This window comes from Bartonella sp. LB28NMGDW (genome assembly GCF_042194435.1).
GTDB lineage: Bacteria > Pseudomonadota > Alphaproteobacteria > Rhizobiales > Rhizobiaceae > Bartonella > Bartonella grahamii.
This window is the reverse complement of the sequence record NZ_JBHIMX010000007.1, coordinates 23,908-42,082: the sequence shown is the minus strand read 5'-3', so window position 1 is coordinate 42,082 and position 18,175 is coordinate 23,908. Positions and strand designations below refer to the sequence as shown.

Sequence of the window (18,175 nt, the reverse complement as noted above, 5' to 3'; positions counted from 1 at the left end):
TATCTAAATGATAATTATAACCAATATTCTATACTCTTAAGAGTGTTAAGATGTTTTCACAAAAAAACTAACTATAACAATCATATACACATAAAAAGCATAATACAATCATTAATAGCGAAATTGTTCTGATAAAATGCGCTCATCCCATGAATGATTTGAGTCAAAAAGGATTGAAGCTGTTACTTCTGTTGCCATTGAAATAGTAACTGAATGGACAGATTTAACTTCAATATTATCTGCAGCAGCGTTGACAGGGCGTTTGTCAGGTTCAAGCATATCAAAGCGCACTGTTACTGTATTGGGAAGCAAAGCTCCATGCCAACGCCGAGGGCGAAAAGGGCTAACGGGAGTGAGGGCCATAAGAGGGGCCATAAGAGGTAAGATAGGTCCTTGCGCTGATAAATTATAGGCGGTCGATCCAGCTGGTGTAGCGACGAGGACACCATCACAACTTAATTGTTCCATGCGTACTTTGTTATCAATAGTGATGCGAATTTTTGCGGCTTGATAAGATTGCCGAAAGAGGGATACTTCATTAATTGCAAGCGCCTCGATAGAATCTTGACATTCAGATTTTGCAATCATGCGCAGGGGATGAATTTCTTTTTTATGTGCGACAGCAATACGATTGGGCAATTTTTTTTCATGAAATTCATTCATAAGAAATCCTACAGAACCTTGATTCATGCCATAAATAGGTTTGCCTGTGTTCATGACGTCTCGTACGGTTTGTAACATTGTCCCATCACCACCGATTGCAACAACAATATCAGTTTCTTCCAGAGAAGAATGACCATAAACGGAAATTAATTTATGGGTAGCTTTGATAGCGTCCTCAGTTTCTGCGGAAATAAAATGAAAGCGACTTGGTAATGTAGTCATTTAAAAATTATCCTGATACTTATAATGTATGTTGTAATTTATTTTTGAGAGTTTTGAAGTTGTAACAAAAGCTCTTTTTATAATAAAAAGAGCATTGAATAAAGAGAAGTTATTTCAAGGTAAAGTATCATTGAAAAGTAAGAGGAGTGCATCGTTAGATAAGTTACAAACAAGTAATTTTTTTATTAGAATGATAATTTAGCATTGAAGCTAAGAGTATGATTAGTTAAAAGACCATAACTGATTTTAATAATCAGTTTAAAGCACCCGTAGCTCAGCTGGATAGAGCGCTGCCCTCCGAAGGCAGAGGTCACAGATTCGAATTCTGTCGGGTGCACCAAATTCTTCAACTGCATACCATTCTAAATAACAATATTACCAAAAAAGAAGCCAATTTCCTCTTTCATGAAAATGGTCCATTTGAGTTGTTTATTAAGTTTTATAGCGAAGAAGAAAATGATTTTAAGAGAAGTAAGATTTACGGTTGTGTACATAACTTCTCGGTTAGTCATTTTGAATATCGAGATAAAAAAGCAAGATTATCTAAATATGCTTTCAATTTAACTATAAAACATTTATAACATAAAAATACATAATTAATTCAATATGTTATTGTATAATTGATCTGGCATTTTTGACAGTAGATCGCTAAATATGTTGTTTTGAGCATTAAAATAGATAGCTAAATTTTCTTTTATTCTATTTTTCGAGCTAAAGGCTTTTATGGTGAGATGGAACGCGGATGAGGAATATCACCAGTTAAAGGAATAATAATGGGGATAAAAATAATCGTCAAAATTTGAATTGTTTCAAAACGCTGTATTCGGTATGGTTATTATGGTTTTGAGAATGGGTATCGGGTGATTTCTCTATACACCAATATTGCCAGTTATGTTGGATGAGGGATTGTTTACCTTTAATCAACTTTTTTATATAGCTAGCGCTAATTACGGTGGTTATTTAGTTGGGAGTATGTTCTTTACGTTTGGCAGAATTCGGAATATATCTCTTGCTCCTCACATGCTATCTTGTGCAGCTATAGTAATGAGTGCACTTATTATTTCCATGGCGTTAACACTTGATCCGTTTTGCTTCTCGTGTTGCGAGTGCAGCAATGGTGGTTTTGGGTTCTATTATGGTCATGCAGCATAGCCATAATGGGTGGATTATTGCTTCGCTTTATGCAGGTGCAGGAGTTGGTATTCTATTAGGTAATGAATATGTTATTATTAGTTTGAACAGGGCGCGTGATGCGACAAACATTTGGTTTGAAGTATGCTATTCTTTAAGCGCATGCAATTTATGTTATCGATAATTTCAAACGATTACGTTTTTAACAATGCGATTTGTGTGTGATAAAAACGTATCATAAAGTTTATGAACTGTTATGAATGATAGCTGCTTTTCACTTTATTTGAATGTTTACATGCCTTATAACATTTGCATCATAATTTGCTTTTTATAGTCTATTCATACATGGCAATTGTTTATAAAAAATGGTCAATTGAATCACGTATAAAGTGTGAATTCTAAATGGAATTCATATGAAATAATTTCACACAAACTATTGACTTTGTTGTGTGTTTTTTATGATAAGATTCTTCTCTTATACGGCGTTATCAATTTTATTTGCAAAAATCTGCTTCGCTTTTGACTTTTGATATGGATACAACCTCTTTTGAGGTAGAGCAAAGAATTTTTTAGCCATGGAGAGTGCAACAGTGTTCTTCAAAAATCTTGATTGGTCTGTTGAAAAAATTAAAGAGGTAGATAATTATTCAGCACGTTATCAACTACCAGATTGTGAAGTACAAATTCTTTATAATGACGCAATTATCAAAGGTTATCCGTAATTTGATGTTGGAGTTTCGATTAGTACTGGTATTTTAGCTACTGCCTGCATGGTAATTGATCCCTATCAATTCTCAGCATTTACAAGATCTACAACTTGATTTTTATAAAAAGGGGTTGAGAGTTTGTGAAGAAGAAATATATGCGGATTGGTTGGAATTAAGCTTGATTATCTCTTGAAATAGGCGATAGAAAAAATTGATCTTCATAAATGCTTTTATTCCAGATATGGAGCACTACCTTGGCAAAAGAGTGAAGTTGAGGCAATAAGGTTATCAAGATAGATGATGCAGATTATAGCTACTTCATATTGGTGCACTGGCTTTATTGGGTAATGTTGCAACCTTACAATCTTATTATCAAAGTTTCAGTGCAGGGGATCATTTAGCTTTGATGAAAATACCCAAAAGACTCATCTTGAACGTGCATTGGCTTTAGCTAAAGAAGTGGTGAAATCTAAGAAACTCAGCTACACTTTAATTGCAAAAGTAGCAAAAAATATGAGCCATGTGGAAGAAAAACAAAGTTCTTAATAAGAGCTTTCCAGAGAGGTGGAGCTTCATTCTTGGAAGGAAAAAAATAGCTAAATTTATCGAAACAAAAGATAAGAAATATCAAGAAGATCTCAAAAAATTATAGGAACCAGAGTCTAGTGTAACGCTGCCATTATCAGTTGAGTGAACCCAACAATGGCGGAGTTCTATCCATTGGCAGAAATCTGATGTTTGAAAGATGATTTCTTGATGTGAAGCTAATGTTATAATAAATAATTATTATAAATCAATATGTTGTATATATTCATAATTTTTGAGATTAATGACCATTGACAAATAATTTTGCATCATTTTTTCTCTTACAGCTTTTTGTAAATCATCAATGAAAATTTTTATAATGGAAAGTTTATTGATAACATAACTTTTGTATGTTCATTACTTTACGCTTAAAAAATATAAAAATAATGAAATGCAATTAAGTCATCAACTTCTTATTCTTTTCAATTTTTAATCATAAAAAAATCTTTTTATTCATCTTGCTTATAAAAAGAATTAGCTTTTTTCTGGTAAGACAATTGGAGAAATAAGGATTTTAGATATGTTTCGGCGTTCCATTTCAATCACTTTAAAGTGTAAACCATCAGTTTCAAAACTTTCTCCCTCATTTGGTAAATGACCAAACTGCCAAAGCATAAAGCCTGCCAGAGTCGTATAACGATCTGCTTCATCCACAAGGTTACGCCCAAGATAACCACTTAAACGGCGGATATCAGCATATCCCTCAACAAGAAGACTGCCATTTTCAAGTTGTTCTGCGATCATGAGTTCTTCATCGTCATCGGGAAAGTCTCCTGCAATAGCTTCAAGAATATCGGTTGGTGTTGCAATTCCTTCAAAAGATCCATGTTCATCAACAATAATTGCAAGCTGAATCGAAGAATGACGTAATTGCTCCATCAATCGTAAAACACTTGTATTTTCATGAACAACGAGGGGTTCTCGCATAGCTTTTTTCCAATTAATTTTTTTCCCCTCAGCCAAATTCAAAAGAAGATCTTTTGTCAACGCAACGCCAACAAATTCATCTACTTTTTCACGCGCAAGAATTAAGCGGCTATGTTTAACCTTTTGTAATTCTTCACGCATTTCATTTTCATCAGCATTTAAATCTAACCACTCAATCTCATTACGCGGCGACATGATAGAGCGAACAGGGCGATCAGCTAAATCGAGAACACCACGAATCATCTCCTTTTCTTCTGGTCTAAACAACTCAGAAGCTGCAGCCTGTTCAGCAATAACATCTACGGTCTCAGCAAGATGACTATCTTTACTTCCTCCTCCTAAGAGCCTCAAAACAGCATCAGCTGTTCTACTGCGTAGATCATTTGTTTTAATCAATTTTTCACGGTTACGACGTCCAATTTGATTAAAAGCTTCAATGAGAACAGAAAAACCAATAGCAGCATACAAATACCCTTTTGGAATATGAAAACCAAATCCTTCAACAATGAGAGTAAAACCAATCATCATCAAAAAACCAAGACAGAGGATTACAATAGTGGGATGACGATTAATAAAACGCATAAGAACACCAGATCCGCACATCATTACTCCCATAGCAGCTATGACTGCGATATACATAACTGTTGCCTGCTCTTTTGCAATCATCCCTGTTGCGGTAATAATACTGTCTAGTGAAAAAACGGCATCCAGCACCACGATTTGAACAATTACTTGCCAAAAAACAGCATAAGCAACGCCTGTTTTTCTTTCATGTGATACCCCTTCTAACCTTTCATGTAATTCTAGCGTTCCCTTTGCGAGCAAAAAGGCTCCACCACCGATTAAAATAAAGCTATGCCAACTAAAGACAAAAGATGAAAATGAAAGAATTACCCTATCGAGTCTCATAACCCATCCGATAACTGTAAGAAGGAAGAGCCGCATAATTAATGCTAAAGTAAGACCTAGAAAGCGTGCGCGGTCACGCAAATGCAGTGGCAATTTTTCAGCTAAAATTGCAATAAAGATAAGGTTATCTATTCCTAAAACAATTTCGAGAAAAACCAACGTGATCAAACCAAACCACGCATGGGGATCAGTGATCCATTCCATCATTCCTTACCTTTTAGAAGCTTAAAAGCGCGCGATTGACAAAAAAAATTCATAGGCTTTTATTCGTATATTGGATCATGAACATTGAATGTAAAAAAATTTATATTCAACGAAAAAACCAGCAAAATATTGCTTGAATGCATGTGATTACTGATAAAACAAAATGATGCCCCATCCCGCTTAAAACCACAAGAAGGTTCCTCTAAATTTTGCTCGGGCATTATGCTCGATAATCCTCCAACTATAGATTCTGTATAACAATCAGAACATTTATTTATAAAGCTTCTTATAATGGGTTTATTTTTATATAAGATCAAGTGGAGAATATCATATTTTTAACCTTACAGACAATGAGTCTATATAACAAACAACAAAATATCTGGACATCCATCCTTAGGAGCGTTATAGAAACGCTCATTCTCATCTTTTGGGAAGCTTATGGGTGATTAGCTCAGTCGGTAGAGCAGCTGACTCTTAATCAGCGGGTCGTGGGTTCGATCCCCTCATCACCCACCATTCGATTTTATACCATAAATAACTTAATTGATTGCGTAAATTTTTTAAGATACGAGTTGCTAAATAAAATTGGGAAGTAGGATTTCCCCATATGCGTTTGTTTAAAAGTGAAGATTGTTGATATAGCTTAGTCATCAGGTTTTGTACTTTTAGAGGGCTTAAAGAACTTCCAAAAGACATTTAAAGATCTTTTAATGCGTATTGTTTCTTTTTTTTAATCGCAATTGGTAAGGAGAAGTTTCTTACCGACAATTGTGTTATTAAAGGGGTATAAAAATCAACAGTTTTCACTTCTTTTAATATAAATTGATTAAATTTTTTTTGGATTTTTGGCATATTGTTTAAAGATAGAAGAAACTTTACATTTTAGTTGTGTCAGTAGCGTGGATATTTTTTGATAACTCTCCTACTTAAACAAAAAATCTCTGTAATAATCATCAGTATTCCAAGAGGATAAATCAAGATAAAACAAAGTAGTTAGATGGACATAACAGGAATAAAATTAGATCAGTTTAATTGTTTAAAGCTAATACCTGCTAAACGACAGAAAATAAGCTTTAATAAGGCTTCAAGTTTTTAAATATTAGACCTTACAGTTACGCTATACTGTTTTGCCTTTAGCTTAACCGCTAAAAAGATAAACATTAAGAAAGCTGCTCAGAATCATTATAATATATTGATTTATAATAATTAATTATTCTTTTTTGAAAAAAACTTTATTGTAATAAACTTCTTTTGTTTCAATCCCTCTTATAATGAATTAATTAAAATTATTATTTTTGCATCATAAATGAGATTAACGTGTGGATAAAGACTATTGAAGAAAAGCATAAAAATGATTCTTATTAACGTTCTGAAGCGCTAAAAGTTATCACAACATTGGAAAAATAGTATAATGGTGCAGGCTTGCTCTTTCATTAAAAGGGTTCTTTAGGTATTCTTTATCTATAATAAATTTTCTTTTCAAACAATAAAATGAAATTATTTTCAGATAGAGGTTTTTAATTTTGCGCATTTGTTTTTTGCAAAAAGTTTTGCAATCATGTGCTTTATCTAACATAAAAATCGATTACACTATGAAATAGTACTTTTAGTATCCAATTTTATGGGAGTTTTTTTGAAGGAAAATAGATAAATATTTCTATGTTTTTCGTAAAGTAAGATTCTTATAAAAGGGGACCTTCAAGTTTCAATATAAAAAAGATAAATACAAATAATGATTGTATTAATTTACATATACAATCGAATTTAGTATAGATTATAATCTTTATAGGCATACAAAAAAGAAGTCGTTGATAGCCTTTTATTTATTCAGGTGGTGTTTTGGAGGCTCTTTTCCAATATTGATGCGCTTCAAAAATGGCGACCACAAATAATGAAATGATGAGCGGTATAATCAAATAAAACATTCTAAAGACAATAAGTGCTGCAATAACATCGGTTGGATTTATATTGGGCATGCCTGTTATGAAGAGAGCTTCAAGAACTCCTACTCCTCCTGCTGGAGCATTGGAGAGAAGAGTTATCGTAAAAGATGCTAGGAAAACACCAAGAACAGAGATAAAATGAATATCTGCATTGTGTGGGAGAACAGCATATATAATTCCTGCTGCTCCTAAAAGCTCTAGAGGGCTAATGAGAAGCTGTTGAATAACAATTTTCAACCGTGGATAAGAAAGTTGAATTTTCTTACCTAAGCGTAAGGGTTTTAACTGAAGCCAGCTACCAAACGTATAAAGTGCTATACAGCTGAGTAAAATTGCTCCAACCGTTGTTCCTAACCATTCAGGAAGTTCTTTGTGAATGAGGGTGATAATTTCGGGTTGCAGCACCAAAACGATTCCCAAAAGTAAGATTGTTCCGATTACAAAAGTAAAAGAGCAAAAACCTACTAATATTGCGATTTCTGTTCCGTTTAATCCTTTCATTTTATAGGCACGATAGCGCACAACGGCACCAGAAAAAACTGAAGCACCGATATTGTGTGAAAGAGCGTAGGTTGTAAATGAACATATAGCGATAAAAATCCAAGAAATTTTATGCCCTAGATGTTGCAAGGCAATTCGATCATATCCAGCAAGAGCAGCATAAGCTAGGAGAGAACATAAACAGGCTAGTAACCAATGCTGTGCATTTAAATCGCTCAAGCGCTCCAATACATCCCCAAATGAAATGGCAGAGAGTTTCATATAAAGAATCCGAATAGATATCAGCATTGCTAAGATACCAATCAAGGGCCATATAAATTGCTTTATTTTCACGATTCTTTATCCATTTTATGTTTTCTGTAAATTTTCATGGTTGAGCGTATTCCGTACAGATCTTCGTTCCGTTATATACTCCATAATGCCATTGGCAATTTCTTCATCATCCGTTACTACAACATCAGCACCTAAATCAATGAGATATGCTGTTTCTGTGTCGGATAATGCATGTGTGATTATATGAATATCTTTCTTCATATCACGTATATTCACGATACATTCTCCTACTTCAATGGTGCTTCGCATTGTAATAACAACTTTATGTGCATTATTTATATTTGCTGCGTCCATTATTTCTTGTTGAATGATATTGCCGCAAATAGCCTCAAAGCCATCTGCAATCGCTTTATCAGAGAGGCGTTTTGATTCTTCTACGATCACTACAGGTTTACCTCTATTTATTAAAGATAATGCAACACACTTACCAATACGACCATAGCCAATAATTACGATATGGTTATTTTTTAAGGTCATCGGTAAAAAATCTTGGTCGGGATCTTGTGGATCAATATCAATAATTGTTTGGGCATTTTGTGAAGATGCAGAATTTTTTTCTAGACGTTTTTTAATTTTATTACAGGCAATGAAAACAAGAGGATTGAGCAAAATAGAAAAAATTGCTCCTCCAAGAATTAAATCATGAGCGTCATTGTTTAAAAGTCCTAAGCTTAAACTTAAACCAGCAAGGATAAAGGAAAATTCTCCGATTTGGGCAAGGCTTGCAGAAATAGTCAAAGCTGTTGCATTAGAATAGCGAAAAGCCTTAACGATGAAAAAGGCAACAGCAGATTTTCCGATTACGATAATGAATAAGGTTGCTAAGAGAGGAAAAAAATGAGTTAAGAGTTTCTCTGGGTCAAATAACATGCCTACAGAAACAAAAAAGAGAACAGAAAAGGCATCGCGCAGTGGTAAAGATTCTTCTGCGGCACGGTGGCTTAATTCTGATTCACTCATGACCATACCAGCAAAAAAAGCACCAAGAGAAAGGGAAACACCAAATAAATGAGCGGCTCCGAAAGCTACTCCTAATGCAATAGCAAAGACGCTAAGACGAAATAATTCACGGGATCCCGATTGTGCGCTCATTTTTAAAAGCCATGGGATAACGCGTCGCCCAATGACGAGCATAAGTGCAATAAATACAATCACTTTCAGGATGGTGAGACCAAAAATACCCCAAATACTTAAATCCAACCATTGAACAAGAGGATCAAACGCTTCTTTTTTGGTATTGCTGATGGCACTTGCCAAGGAAGGGATGAGAACAAGTATAAGGACCATTGCTAAATCCTCAATAATCAACCATCCAACTGCAATGCGTCCTTTTTCTGTTTCAATAAGATGACGCTCCTGCAAAGCACGTAGCAGGATAACAGTACTTGCTATGGATAAAGCAAGACCGAAGATCAAACTACCACTGAAGCCCCATCCCATAATCAAACCAAGGCACAAACCTAGAAAAGTAGAAAATGCCATTTGTGCAATAGCAGCGGGGACAGCAATAGCTTTGACAGATAAAAGATCTTTTAATGAAAAGTGGAGCCCAACACCAAACATCAGCAAAATAATGCCAATTTCAGCAAGTTGATTAATGATGACGGAATCTATTTTAAATCCGCCTGTATTGGGTCCCACAATAACACCAGCTAACAAATAGCCTACAAGTGGTGAAATACGCAAACGGCTAGCAATCATTCCCAAGAGAAATGCTAAACATAAACCTGCAACAATAGTTGTGATAAGTGGTGTGTCGTGGAGCATGGATTATTTACTATTCTTGATCAAAAAGCGAATGAATGAAAATGATTATATTTCTATGAGAAGAGAGGCGAAATGTATCATACGTATTAAATGGCATTTTTATTTCACTTTGGTATTCGCACGATTATTTCGTTCACGCCACCAATTTCCTAGCAGGAGTAAAATAGGAGCAGCAATAAAGATAGAGGATGATGTTGCAATAATAATCCCAAAGACCATGGGCAATGCAAAATTATGCACAGCACTTCCACCCCATATCGCCATGGGGAGCATAGCAAGAATTGTTGTGGCTGATGTAAAAAAACAACGTACAAGAACCTGATTAATTGACAGATCAATCAGCTCGCGCAACGGCATTTTTTTATAAAGACGCATATTCTCGCGCATCCTATCATAGACGACAACTTTATCATTTATAGAATATCCAACAATTGTTAAGAGTGCAGCGATAGCCGTTAAATTAAAATCAAATTGAAATAAAGCAAAAAAGCCAATCATTTTTGTGGTGTCTAGAATGAGAGTGATAATTGCTCCAATGGCAAAGAACCACTCGAAGCGTAACCATATATAGAGAGACATGGCAATAGCCGCAAGAATAACAGCAGTAAAAGCAGCTGTGGCAAGCTCGCCTGAAATTTTGGGACCAACAACTTCTATTTGATCGAATGTGGTATCGGGATAGATATTTTGTACAGCTGTTTTGACCTTATCAATGGCGATGGTTTGTTGTGCTTCGCTACCGCTTTGTTTCTGCATGCGAATTAATACGGTATTTTCGTTATCAATATTTTGCAAGGTAACTTCACCAATATTAAGAGTAGAAAGCTTGGAACGCAGAGTTGCTAGATCTGCTGGTGCTTTCGTGGTAATACTCATTTGGCTTCCGCCAATGAAATCAATTCCGAAATTCAATCCAGGCTTAAAAAAGAGAAAAACTGAAGCCATTGATAAAACAATTGAGACGCCAATACCAATGAAGCGTGCTTTCATAAAGTGGAAAGTTGTGTTTTGTGGCAGGATGTTGAAAGCAGAGTGAATATGCAATTTTTTAATTTTCCATTTACGAACGATCCAAATCATGATGATGCGTACAATGGTGATATTTGTAAACATGGAGATGATAATACCAAGCAACATTGTTACGGCAAAACCACGAACGGGACCAGTACCGAACCAAAATAGTAAGACGGTCGCTATAATTGCTGTAACATTTGCATCAACAATGGTTGCAAAAGCGTGTTTAAATCCACGATCTAGGGCTGCAAAAGCACCCACACCTTTTCGACTTTCTTCACGGATACGTTCATTGATGAGAATATTAGCATCAACGGCAATACCGATGCCTAAAATAATACCAGCAATACCAGGCAGGGTAAGCGTAGCTCCCAAAAGACTCAGTGCAGCAAATGTTAAAATCGTGTGTAGAGCTAGTGCTATATTGGCAATTAATCCCCAAATGCGGTAGAGAAGAAAAATAAAAATTGCAACAAGAATAAAGCCAATTATGCCGGTGTAAAGTCCCATTTGGATGGCATCAGCACCAAGATTTGGACCTACGGTTCTCTCTTCAATGACCGTGAGTGGTGCGGGGAGGGAACCAGCACGAAGCAAAGCAGCCAGAGTTGAGGCTTCTTTTGGGTCAAAGTTTCCTGTAATTTGGCCTTGTCCATTGGGAATGACACTATTGATGGTCGGAGCGGTTAAAACCTTATTATCTAAAACAATAGCAAAAGGACGGTTAATATTTTGTCGTGTTATATCGGCAAATATTTTTGCACCAGCGGAATCTAGAGTAAATGAAATAATGGAACGTCCTGGTATTTGGGGGTCAAAACCTGCACGGGCATCTTTCAGGACATTTCCATCTAAAGCGATCTGATCATAAATCGCATAATGTTGTGTTGCATCAGTATATCCAGGAAGAATAGAAACACCTATAGGGGGATTATTGGGGTCCACATTAGAAGGAACAAGATGAAAACTCATCTTAGCGGTTGTTCCTAAAAGATCACGTAGTTGTTTTGGATCTTGTAGTCCGGGCAATTGGACCATAATACGATCATTTCCGACCTTTTGGATGGCTGGTTCTGAAACACCAACTTGATCTATACGGCGACGGATGATTTCTAAGCTTTGTTCAATAGCATTGCTTACACGGTCTTTTATACCAGCTTCCGTTAATGTGACGCGGAGAGTTTCATTTTGAGCACTGATCGTGATGTTATGTTCTGTTGTACCAAAGCTACTGTGTATGGGGGTTATTAATGTTTTCAAAGCAGAGAGTGCTTTTTCAGTTTGCGATGGATCAGAAATAAGGGCAATAATGCTATCTTCAACGATACGCACACTTGAGGTGCGGATTTGTTTTTCACGCAATACATTGCGTACACTGCCTAAAACTATGTGTAACTGATCGCGTTTTAACGTTTTGCTATCAACCTCGAGCAGGAGAGAAGAGCCTCCTTGAAGGTCAAGACCAAGTGCTACACGGGTGTCGGGTAAGAATTTCGAGTTTTTAACTTGTTCGTATGAAAATAAATTGGGTAAGGCAACATAAATGCTGCTTAAAAGAATAAAACAATAAAGGGTAGTTAACCAACCAGGTGTACGCATGATATATTCCGCTAATAGGCAATCTAACAGTTATTCAAAGTTAAAAGCACAAGTAAAATAAGATGATCGTTTTATATTCAAGGAAGAGAATTTAAGTGTGTTCATTAGGAGGAGCGCGTTTATTTGAGAAATATTGCGTTTTAACGCTACGAAATCGCGTATCAATAGCTGGAATCTTTATTAAAAAGAAATCCAATATTAGGATTTTTTGAAGGGTTCTCGTAAAAATAGATTCTGTATGGAGTGTTACAAGTTTTTTGTTTTCAGTTGTGGTAACATTCAACTGATCACGCTTATTGTGTAAATCAAATCTATTCGTTTTAATGGTATTATTAGTGTGTGACTGTTTGATCAAATAGGCACGCGTTCCTAGGTTGCTCGTCAAGAATACACCTAAACTGGATAGAAAAATCCAAGTTGTCAAAGGAAGAAAATTTTCTTTTTTGCAATAGAGGTGCAAAAAACACATGCTAGAGTGCCTTCTTTAATCTTATTGAGTTCAGCTTATTTATTATCCTTTTCTCTTATTATCAGTATTATAGGATAAGGGAAAGCTTTTATAAGATTATTCTACAAAAGTTGAAAATATCTGCTTTATACCATATTAAGGAGGGGGGATAAAATCCTTTTTGTGCGCATAAGGTCGATATGTATTCATTTTGTAGAGAAAACATCCACATACTTTTCCTTCTTTTGGGGATTATCTTTGTATTTAATTCTGGTGCATGGGGGAATAGGGGTGCACAAAATACAATTGTCGAACAAACAATAGATTCTTATTCAGTTGATGAAATTATTCAACAACAACAGTTGATTATTGAGACTCTTGAAGAAAATAGTGAAACTTTAAAAAGAGATTTTGACAGAAAGTCAGAAGATGAGCGTTCTTTAGAAGAATTGCGGTTACGTGCACAAGATATCAGTGAACGTGCTATTGAGGCAGCATTTGTTTTGCGTCCTCCTCTTAATGAGATTAATACACTTCTTGATCAATTAACAGAGCTTCATCGTGACGTAAAAAAACTGAAAAGCTCAGTGAAAGAGTATTCTTACTTGATAGAGCAAAAAGCTAAAATTAACAGTATCATGCTTCGTTTTGAAGAAATTTTCTTAGCGGCAAATGGGATAGCTGAACTTTCTATTTCTCAATCTCGGGAGCTTTTTAAACGCACGCTTACGTATAGGTTTGAGTTTTCGATTCCGATGGTTAAACAGCTCGCCCAAAAAACAAAAGAGGCTTCATCAGATTTTCTTTTGTTGTTAAATTCTTGGTGGAATTTTATATTTTATTTCAAGTTGTTACAACTATTTCTTTCCTTTTTAATTCCACTTTTTATCACTTTGGGTCTTTCGTATTTTTCTCGAAAAGTTCTTGTTCATGTGTATTGCCACTTTAGGAAGTCTAATGAGGAAATATCTTATTTACAACGCTTATTGATCGCCTTTATTTCAGTTCTCTTACCTTCGCTTATATGTACTCTTTGCGTTTATCTTGTGTTGTTTTTGTTTCGTAGTTTTAACTTAGATCTAGGTAAGCTTACAACAGTTTTTGATATGATAGGTTGTCAGATTATTTTAGTATTTTTAATCAATCGCTTAGCAATTGTTCTTTTATCTTCGAATATGCCCCATGCGCGTCTTCTCAGTATTGCACCATCGTCTGCTTATCAATTAGTGATTTTACTCACTTCTTTAGCGGGTGTGTTGGCATTTGATGCTGTTCTTGATAGTATTTATCAAATCATTTCAGCGCCTCTATCTTTGACAATTGCTAAAAGTTTTATTGCTGTTTTTCTTGTAGCGATATTGCTGTTTATAATATCATTTGTACCTTTGCGATTTAGACGTAAGCGTTTTCAAGGAGAAAAAAAAGAACCATACTTTTGGCCATTTTATATACGCATTCCTCTTATTGGCTTGGGGGTACTGCTCTTTGTGTTAAATCTTTTAGGTTATGTTGGTCTTGCACGTTTTATTATGCAGCAAATTATGATTGGTGGAGCATTTTTAGTTCTCATGTATTTAGGAATACAAAGCGCTCAAGCACTTGGAACTAAAGGCCAATTTATGAAAACAACGGTTGGTCATCTTTTGATGCAGAGGTTTCATTTAGAAGAAAAAACGATGAATCAATTGGGAGTTTTTGTGAGCGTTTTTCTTAATTTATTTGTTGTTGTATTTTGTGCAATGCCAATTGCTGTACAGTTTGGATTTTCCTATTCTGATTTGAAAGCAGTATTGTGGCAATTGGTTACTGGTTTTCAGATTGGAAATATTACTCTTTCTTTGATTTCTATTATAACAGGAATTATTTCTTTTTGTGTTTGCTGGTTTCTTATTCGCCGATTTATTGGTTGGTTAGATAGTGTGGTGTTGGTCCATGGAGAGTTTGATTCTGGTATACGGAATTCTATCAAAACAGTGATAAGTTATGGAGGCGTTGTTGTGTCTGCTTTGACGGGATTGTCAATGGCAGGTTTGGATCTTAGAAATTTCGCTCTTATTGCTGGAGGACTTTCACTTGGTATAGGTTTTGGTTTACAGAATATTGTCCAAAACTTTGTCTCTGGACTTATTATTTTAGTTGGCAGACCGTTTAAAATAGGAGACTATATAGAATCTGGATCAGTAGGTGGTGTTGTTAAGCGTATTAGTGTGCGTGCAACGGAACTTGAGACCATTCAGCGTAAGACGATTATTATTCCCAATTCAAGCCTTATTAATAACAACGTTAGTAATTGGACTAGACGTAATAAAGTAGGACGAATTGATATACCAGTTACTGTATCATCTAAAGTTGCTCCAGAGCATGTTGCTGAAATTTTGTTGGAGATTGCTTTTGCAACAGAAGGCGTTTTAAAAAATCCTACCCCGCAGGTGAGTTTTACAGCATTTGATCATAAGAGTTTTTCCTTTAATTTAGCTATTTATGTGCCTAATATTACCTCACCTTCTCATGTAACCAATGCTCTTCGATTTGTCTTATATAAGCGTTTTGCTGAGGAAGGAATCTTAGAATGCTGAAATATATTTATGCTTTGATTACAGTTATTCTATTGAATATTTTTACCATAACAGCTTTTGCCGCAACAGTGAAGAATACAGATTTAAAGGTACAGTCTCTCATTGTTGTCGAGGGAAGTATACCTTCAAAAGTTTCTTTAAATACTCATCAAACAATTACAATTTGTATGAAGGGATGTTTTATAACTTTTCCTAATAAAGACCGTTTTGCAATAAAGGCAGATGATAATATAGAAATCAGTAGGGGAAGAGCAATTTTTAAATAAAATGATTGAGAATTTTTATTTAGAGATAATGTTTAGAAGGATAATGATATTGTCGTATTAATAATCTCATCCTTTAGAAAATGGTAGAAAAAAGGTATGATTGTAGTATAAAATAGGTATATTTTTTATACTATATAGAATCTAAAGTATGCATTTTGGATATAAAAATATTGAGGTATTTATAATATTTTTAATGAATATCGATTTTTTAAAAATAGTTACATCATTTTTAGAATTTTTCTCATAAAAAAATTTATAAAATATACTATTTTGTTATTTTTTGCGTTTGTTTTGATACAAAATGCTTTATATTTTATCATTTAAAAAATATAATAGGTATTTTTATTAAATATTTATTATTTGAAGTATTCATTATTCTAATATTTTAAAATTTATTTGATAATATTAAATTTTGATGTAATTATATATTAATCTAGTGATAGATTTAAATGTAACTATAAAGGAGTACATGCGATTTTTCGGCATAAGATTTTATAAAACTTTGTTTTTCTAAATGTGATTTTTGATTATATTTAAATTTAGCAATGGGGTATAATTTTATGAATACAAAATTTATAACAGCATCTTTTTTTTCTTTGATTTCATCTTCTATAGTACAGGCTGCAGATGTGGTGGCTCATGAGGAGCCAGTACACGTTGCCTCAGAAGTTGTTGCTTCTTCACCTTTTTCTTGGGCAGGTATTTATTTCGGGGGGCAAGTGGGTGGCTTTTCAGGTAAGACTTCTGCAATGACGCGTGATGTTGATATTCCTCTCTATCCTGATGAGGAGAGTAAAAGTAAACCATGGATACCTGTCGAGAAACAGTATATGCCTGAGCTTTCTGGATTTATAGGTGGTTTTTATGCAGGTGTTAATTTTGATCTCGGTAATAATTTTATTGTGGGGATTGATACGGATATGCTTTTAACGGAAAAAAAGGATACAAAAACAAGATTTCATGCTGATGAATCGAGTGCTGGTGGAACGGGCACTGAAGGAGCGGGTACTGAAGGAGCGGGTACTGAAGGAGCGGGCACTGAAGGAGCGGGCACTGAAGGAGCGGGCACTGAAGGAGCGGGCACTGAAGAAAAAAGTCGAAAAAGGGCAAAACTTGTCAAGGGCCAGGGTAGAGGCTTTTCTCGCTCTGTTGCAGAGGGTAAAGAAGAGAAAAACAGTTTAACTTTTAATCATACGTTAAAACAAAAATGGACAGGTGCTACACGGGTGCGTGTTGGGTTTTCTGCGGGGCGTGTGATGCCTTATATTGCTGGTGGTGTCGCTTATGGACAGTTTCAAGATATTTTGTCGACAATAATTACGGGAGATGAGCCTTTTAATAGGACATCAGATGTAACAAAAACAATGATTGGTTATACTCTCGGTGGTGGTGTTGATTTTGCAATGACAGATCATCTTGTTGTGCGTGCGGAGTATCGTTACTCAGATTTTGGTAAAAAGAAATTTAAAGACGAGATTGAAGTTAAGTATAAGACGAATGATTTTCGCGCAGGAATAGCTTACAAATTCTAGTTTTGTAGGATAAAGGAGCTTAAATTTAAAAGGTTCTATCTCTTTGATAGGGCCTTTATTTTTTAAATGGTATGCATTGTAAATGCTATTTTATAGTGAAGAAAGGGTCTTTGATTTTGAGTGATGATGAGGAGATAAGAAAGAATTATTTAAATTCTTAATTGTTAAGAATAAAAATTCTTTGGTTCACAAGGTATAGTTAAAATATTTATTTGCAAAGAAGGAATGATTCGTTTTTTGTATTATTGCGGTTATCACATGATAATATCGTTATAGCGTTAAAAAAGTAAACTTAAAGATAGTTTTTCTATCTAAACAATTAGAAGATGAAGAAAATTCAACATGGCATTACGGTGCGCTCTTCCAAACTCACGGGCTGCTCTCTTTACTTCTTCACGGTCGACGGTTGTTTCGCGTAGTCGTTCAAGTGCAATTTTTTCGCTTTCAAGCGGAACTTGCATCTGCTCCAGTGTCTATTTTGTATTCATTGGCTCCATCTGTGGAGGCTTGTTTTATCTTTGTCTGTGGTTGTCCATCAGGCGCTAAAAGTGAAGCAGGGCGCTTTGTTGGATTCTCATTCCATATGGCTATTGCAAGAGCTTCATTGATAGAACCATCTTCAAAAAGAGCCTCATCAAATTTGCCTGTTTTAAATCGTGAAACAACCGTATTAGGAGAGACACGTATCTTGCTGACAAACGCACGAACCGATATGCTATGCCGTTTTTTTTATTCATAGTTTCTCTATTTTAAATGGTTTGTGCGAATTATTGTACACTTTAATTTTATTGATGGTGTGATATTTTTCGTGTACATAAAAGTATATGAAGATAGTGTAGGATGGACCA

General features: G+C 35.1%; 11 protein-coding genes, 2 tRNA genes and 2 pseudogenes. 8 read left to right on the top strand and 7 right to left on the bottom strand.

The genetic code is table 11. The annotated features are described in order from the left end of the window. Nucleotides 1–111: 111 nt before the first annotated feature. Nucleotides 112–885 (bottom strand): NAD kinase, encoded by a 774-nt coding sequence (locus ACFIKG_RS05660; RefSeq protein ID WP_375651894.1) that lies wholly within the window; start codon nt 883–885, stop codon nt 112–114. Nucleotides 886–1,148: 263 nt separating this feature from the next. Between ACFIKG_RS05660 and ACFIKG_RS05655 the strand changes: the two genes are divergently transcribed. The 4 genes and pseudogenes from ACFIKG_RS05655 to ACFIKG_RS05640 all read left to right on the top strand — a co-directional run bounded on the left by ACFIKG_RS05655 (nt 1,149) and on the right by ACFIKG_RS05640 (nt 3,174). Continuing rightward, nucleotides 1,149–1,225, top strand: a tRNA-Arg gene (locus ACFIKG_RS05655). A gap of 551 nt (nt 1,226–1,776) precedes the next feature. Beyond that, nucleotides 1,777–2,200: pseudogene (locus ACFIKG_RS05650) on the top strand (YbfB/YjiJ family MFS transporter). A 406-nt stretch (nt 2,201–2,606) separates the two neighbouring features. Continuing rightward, nucleotides 2,607–2,738 (top strand): hypothetical protein, encoded by a 132-nt coding sequence (locus tag ACFIKG_RS05645; protein WP_375626221.1) that lies wholly within the window; start codon nt 2,607–2,609, stop codon nt 2,736–2,738. Between the two features lie 307 nt (nt 2,739–3,045). Next, nucleotides 3,046–3,174: a hypothetical protein gene (locus ACFIKG_RS05640; RefSeq protein WP_375626294.1), complete on the top strand. Its 129-nt coding sequence runs from the start codon at nt 3,046–3,048 to the stop codon at nt 3,172–3,174. Between the two features lie 608 nt (nt 3,175–3,782). Here ACFIKG_RS05640 and ACFIKG_RS05635 read toward each other — a convergent pair. Beyond that, on the bottom strand, nt 3,783–5,351 hold the full coding sequence (locus ACFIKG_RS05635) for a TerC family protein (RefSeq protein ID WP_375651893.1): 1,569 nt from the start codon (nt 5,349–5,351) through the stop codon (nt 3,783–3,785). Between the two features lie 437 nt (nt 5,352–5,788). On the opposite strand from ACFIKG_RS05635, the gene ACFIKG_RS05630 reads away from it, so the two are divergent. Next, nucleotides 5,789–5,864: transfer RNA gene (locus ACFIKG_RS05630), tRNA-Lys, on the top strand. A gap of 1,307 nt (nt 5,865–7,171) precedes the next feature. Here ACFIKG_RS05630 and ACFIKG_RS05625 read toward each other — a convergent pair. From ACFIKG_RS05625 to ACFIKG_RS05610, 4 genes are all read right to left on the bottom strand, one after another. Further along, a complete protein-coding gene (locus tag ACFIKG_RS05625; RefSeq protein ID WP_375627219.1) occupies nt 7,172–8,125 on the bottom strand; it encodes a YbhN family protein in 954 nt (317 codons plus the stop codon). 15 nt (nt 8,126–8,140) lie between these two features. Next, complete coding sequence (gene ybaL / locus ACFIKG_RS05620) at nt 8,141–9,892, bottom strand: YbaL family putative K(+) efflux transporter (RefSeq protein WP_375627221.1); 1,752 nt, start codon at nt 9,890–9,892, stop codon at nt 8,141–8,143. A gap of 99 nt (nt 9,893–9,991) precedes the next feature. Next, nucleotides 9,992–12,505 carry a protein translocase subunit SecD gene (gene secD / locus ACFIKG_RS05615; protein ID WP_375626215.1) on the bottom strand — a complete coding sequence of 838 codons (2,514 nt, stop codon included), beginning with the start codon at nt 12,503–12,505 and terminating at the stop codon, nt 9,992–9,994. Between the two features lie 91 nt (nt 12,506–12,596). After that, on the bottom strand, nt 12,597–12,974 hold the full coding sequence (locus ACFIKG_RS05610) for a hypothetical protein (protein WP_375648630.1): 378 nt from the start codon (nt 12,972–12,974) through the stop codon (nt 12,597–12,599). Nucleotides 12,975–13,153: 179 nt separating this feature from the next. On the opposite strand from ACFIKG_RS05610, the gene ACFIKG_RS05605 reads away from it, so the two are divergent. From ACFIKG_RS05605 to ACFIKG_RS05595, 3 genes are all read left to right on the top strand, one after another. Then, complete coding sequence (locus tag ACFIKG_RS05605) at nt 13,154–15,529, top strand: mechanosensitive ion channel domain-containing protein (protein ID WP_375651892.1); 2,376 nt, start codon at nt 13,154–13,156, stop codon at nt 15,527–15,529. After that, nucleotides 15,523–15,795 (top strand): hypothetical protein, encoded by a 273-nt coding sequence (locus ACFIKG_RS05600; protein ID WP_375626209.1) that lies wholly within the window; start codon nt 15,523–15,525, stop codon nt 15,793–15,795. Before ACFIKG_RS05605 ends, ACFIKG_RS05600 begins: the two co-directional genes overlap by 7 nt. Before the next feature lie 560 nt (nt 15,796–16,355). Then, complete coding sequence (locus tag ACFIKG_RS05595) at nt 16,356–17,327, top strand: outer membrane protein (protein WP_375651891.1); 972 nt, start codon at nt 16,356–16,358, stop codon at nt 17,325–17,327. A gap of 326 nt (nt 17,328–17,653) precedes the next feature. Here the strand turns inward: ACFIKG_RS05595 and ACFIKG_RS05590 are convergent. After that, nucleotides 17,654–18,041, bottom strand: a pseudogene (locus ACFIKG_RS05590) (hypothetical protein); the annotation flags it as partial. Nucleotides 18,042–18,175 lie beyond the last annotated feature (134 nt).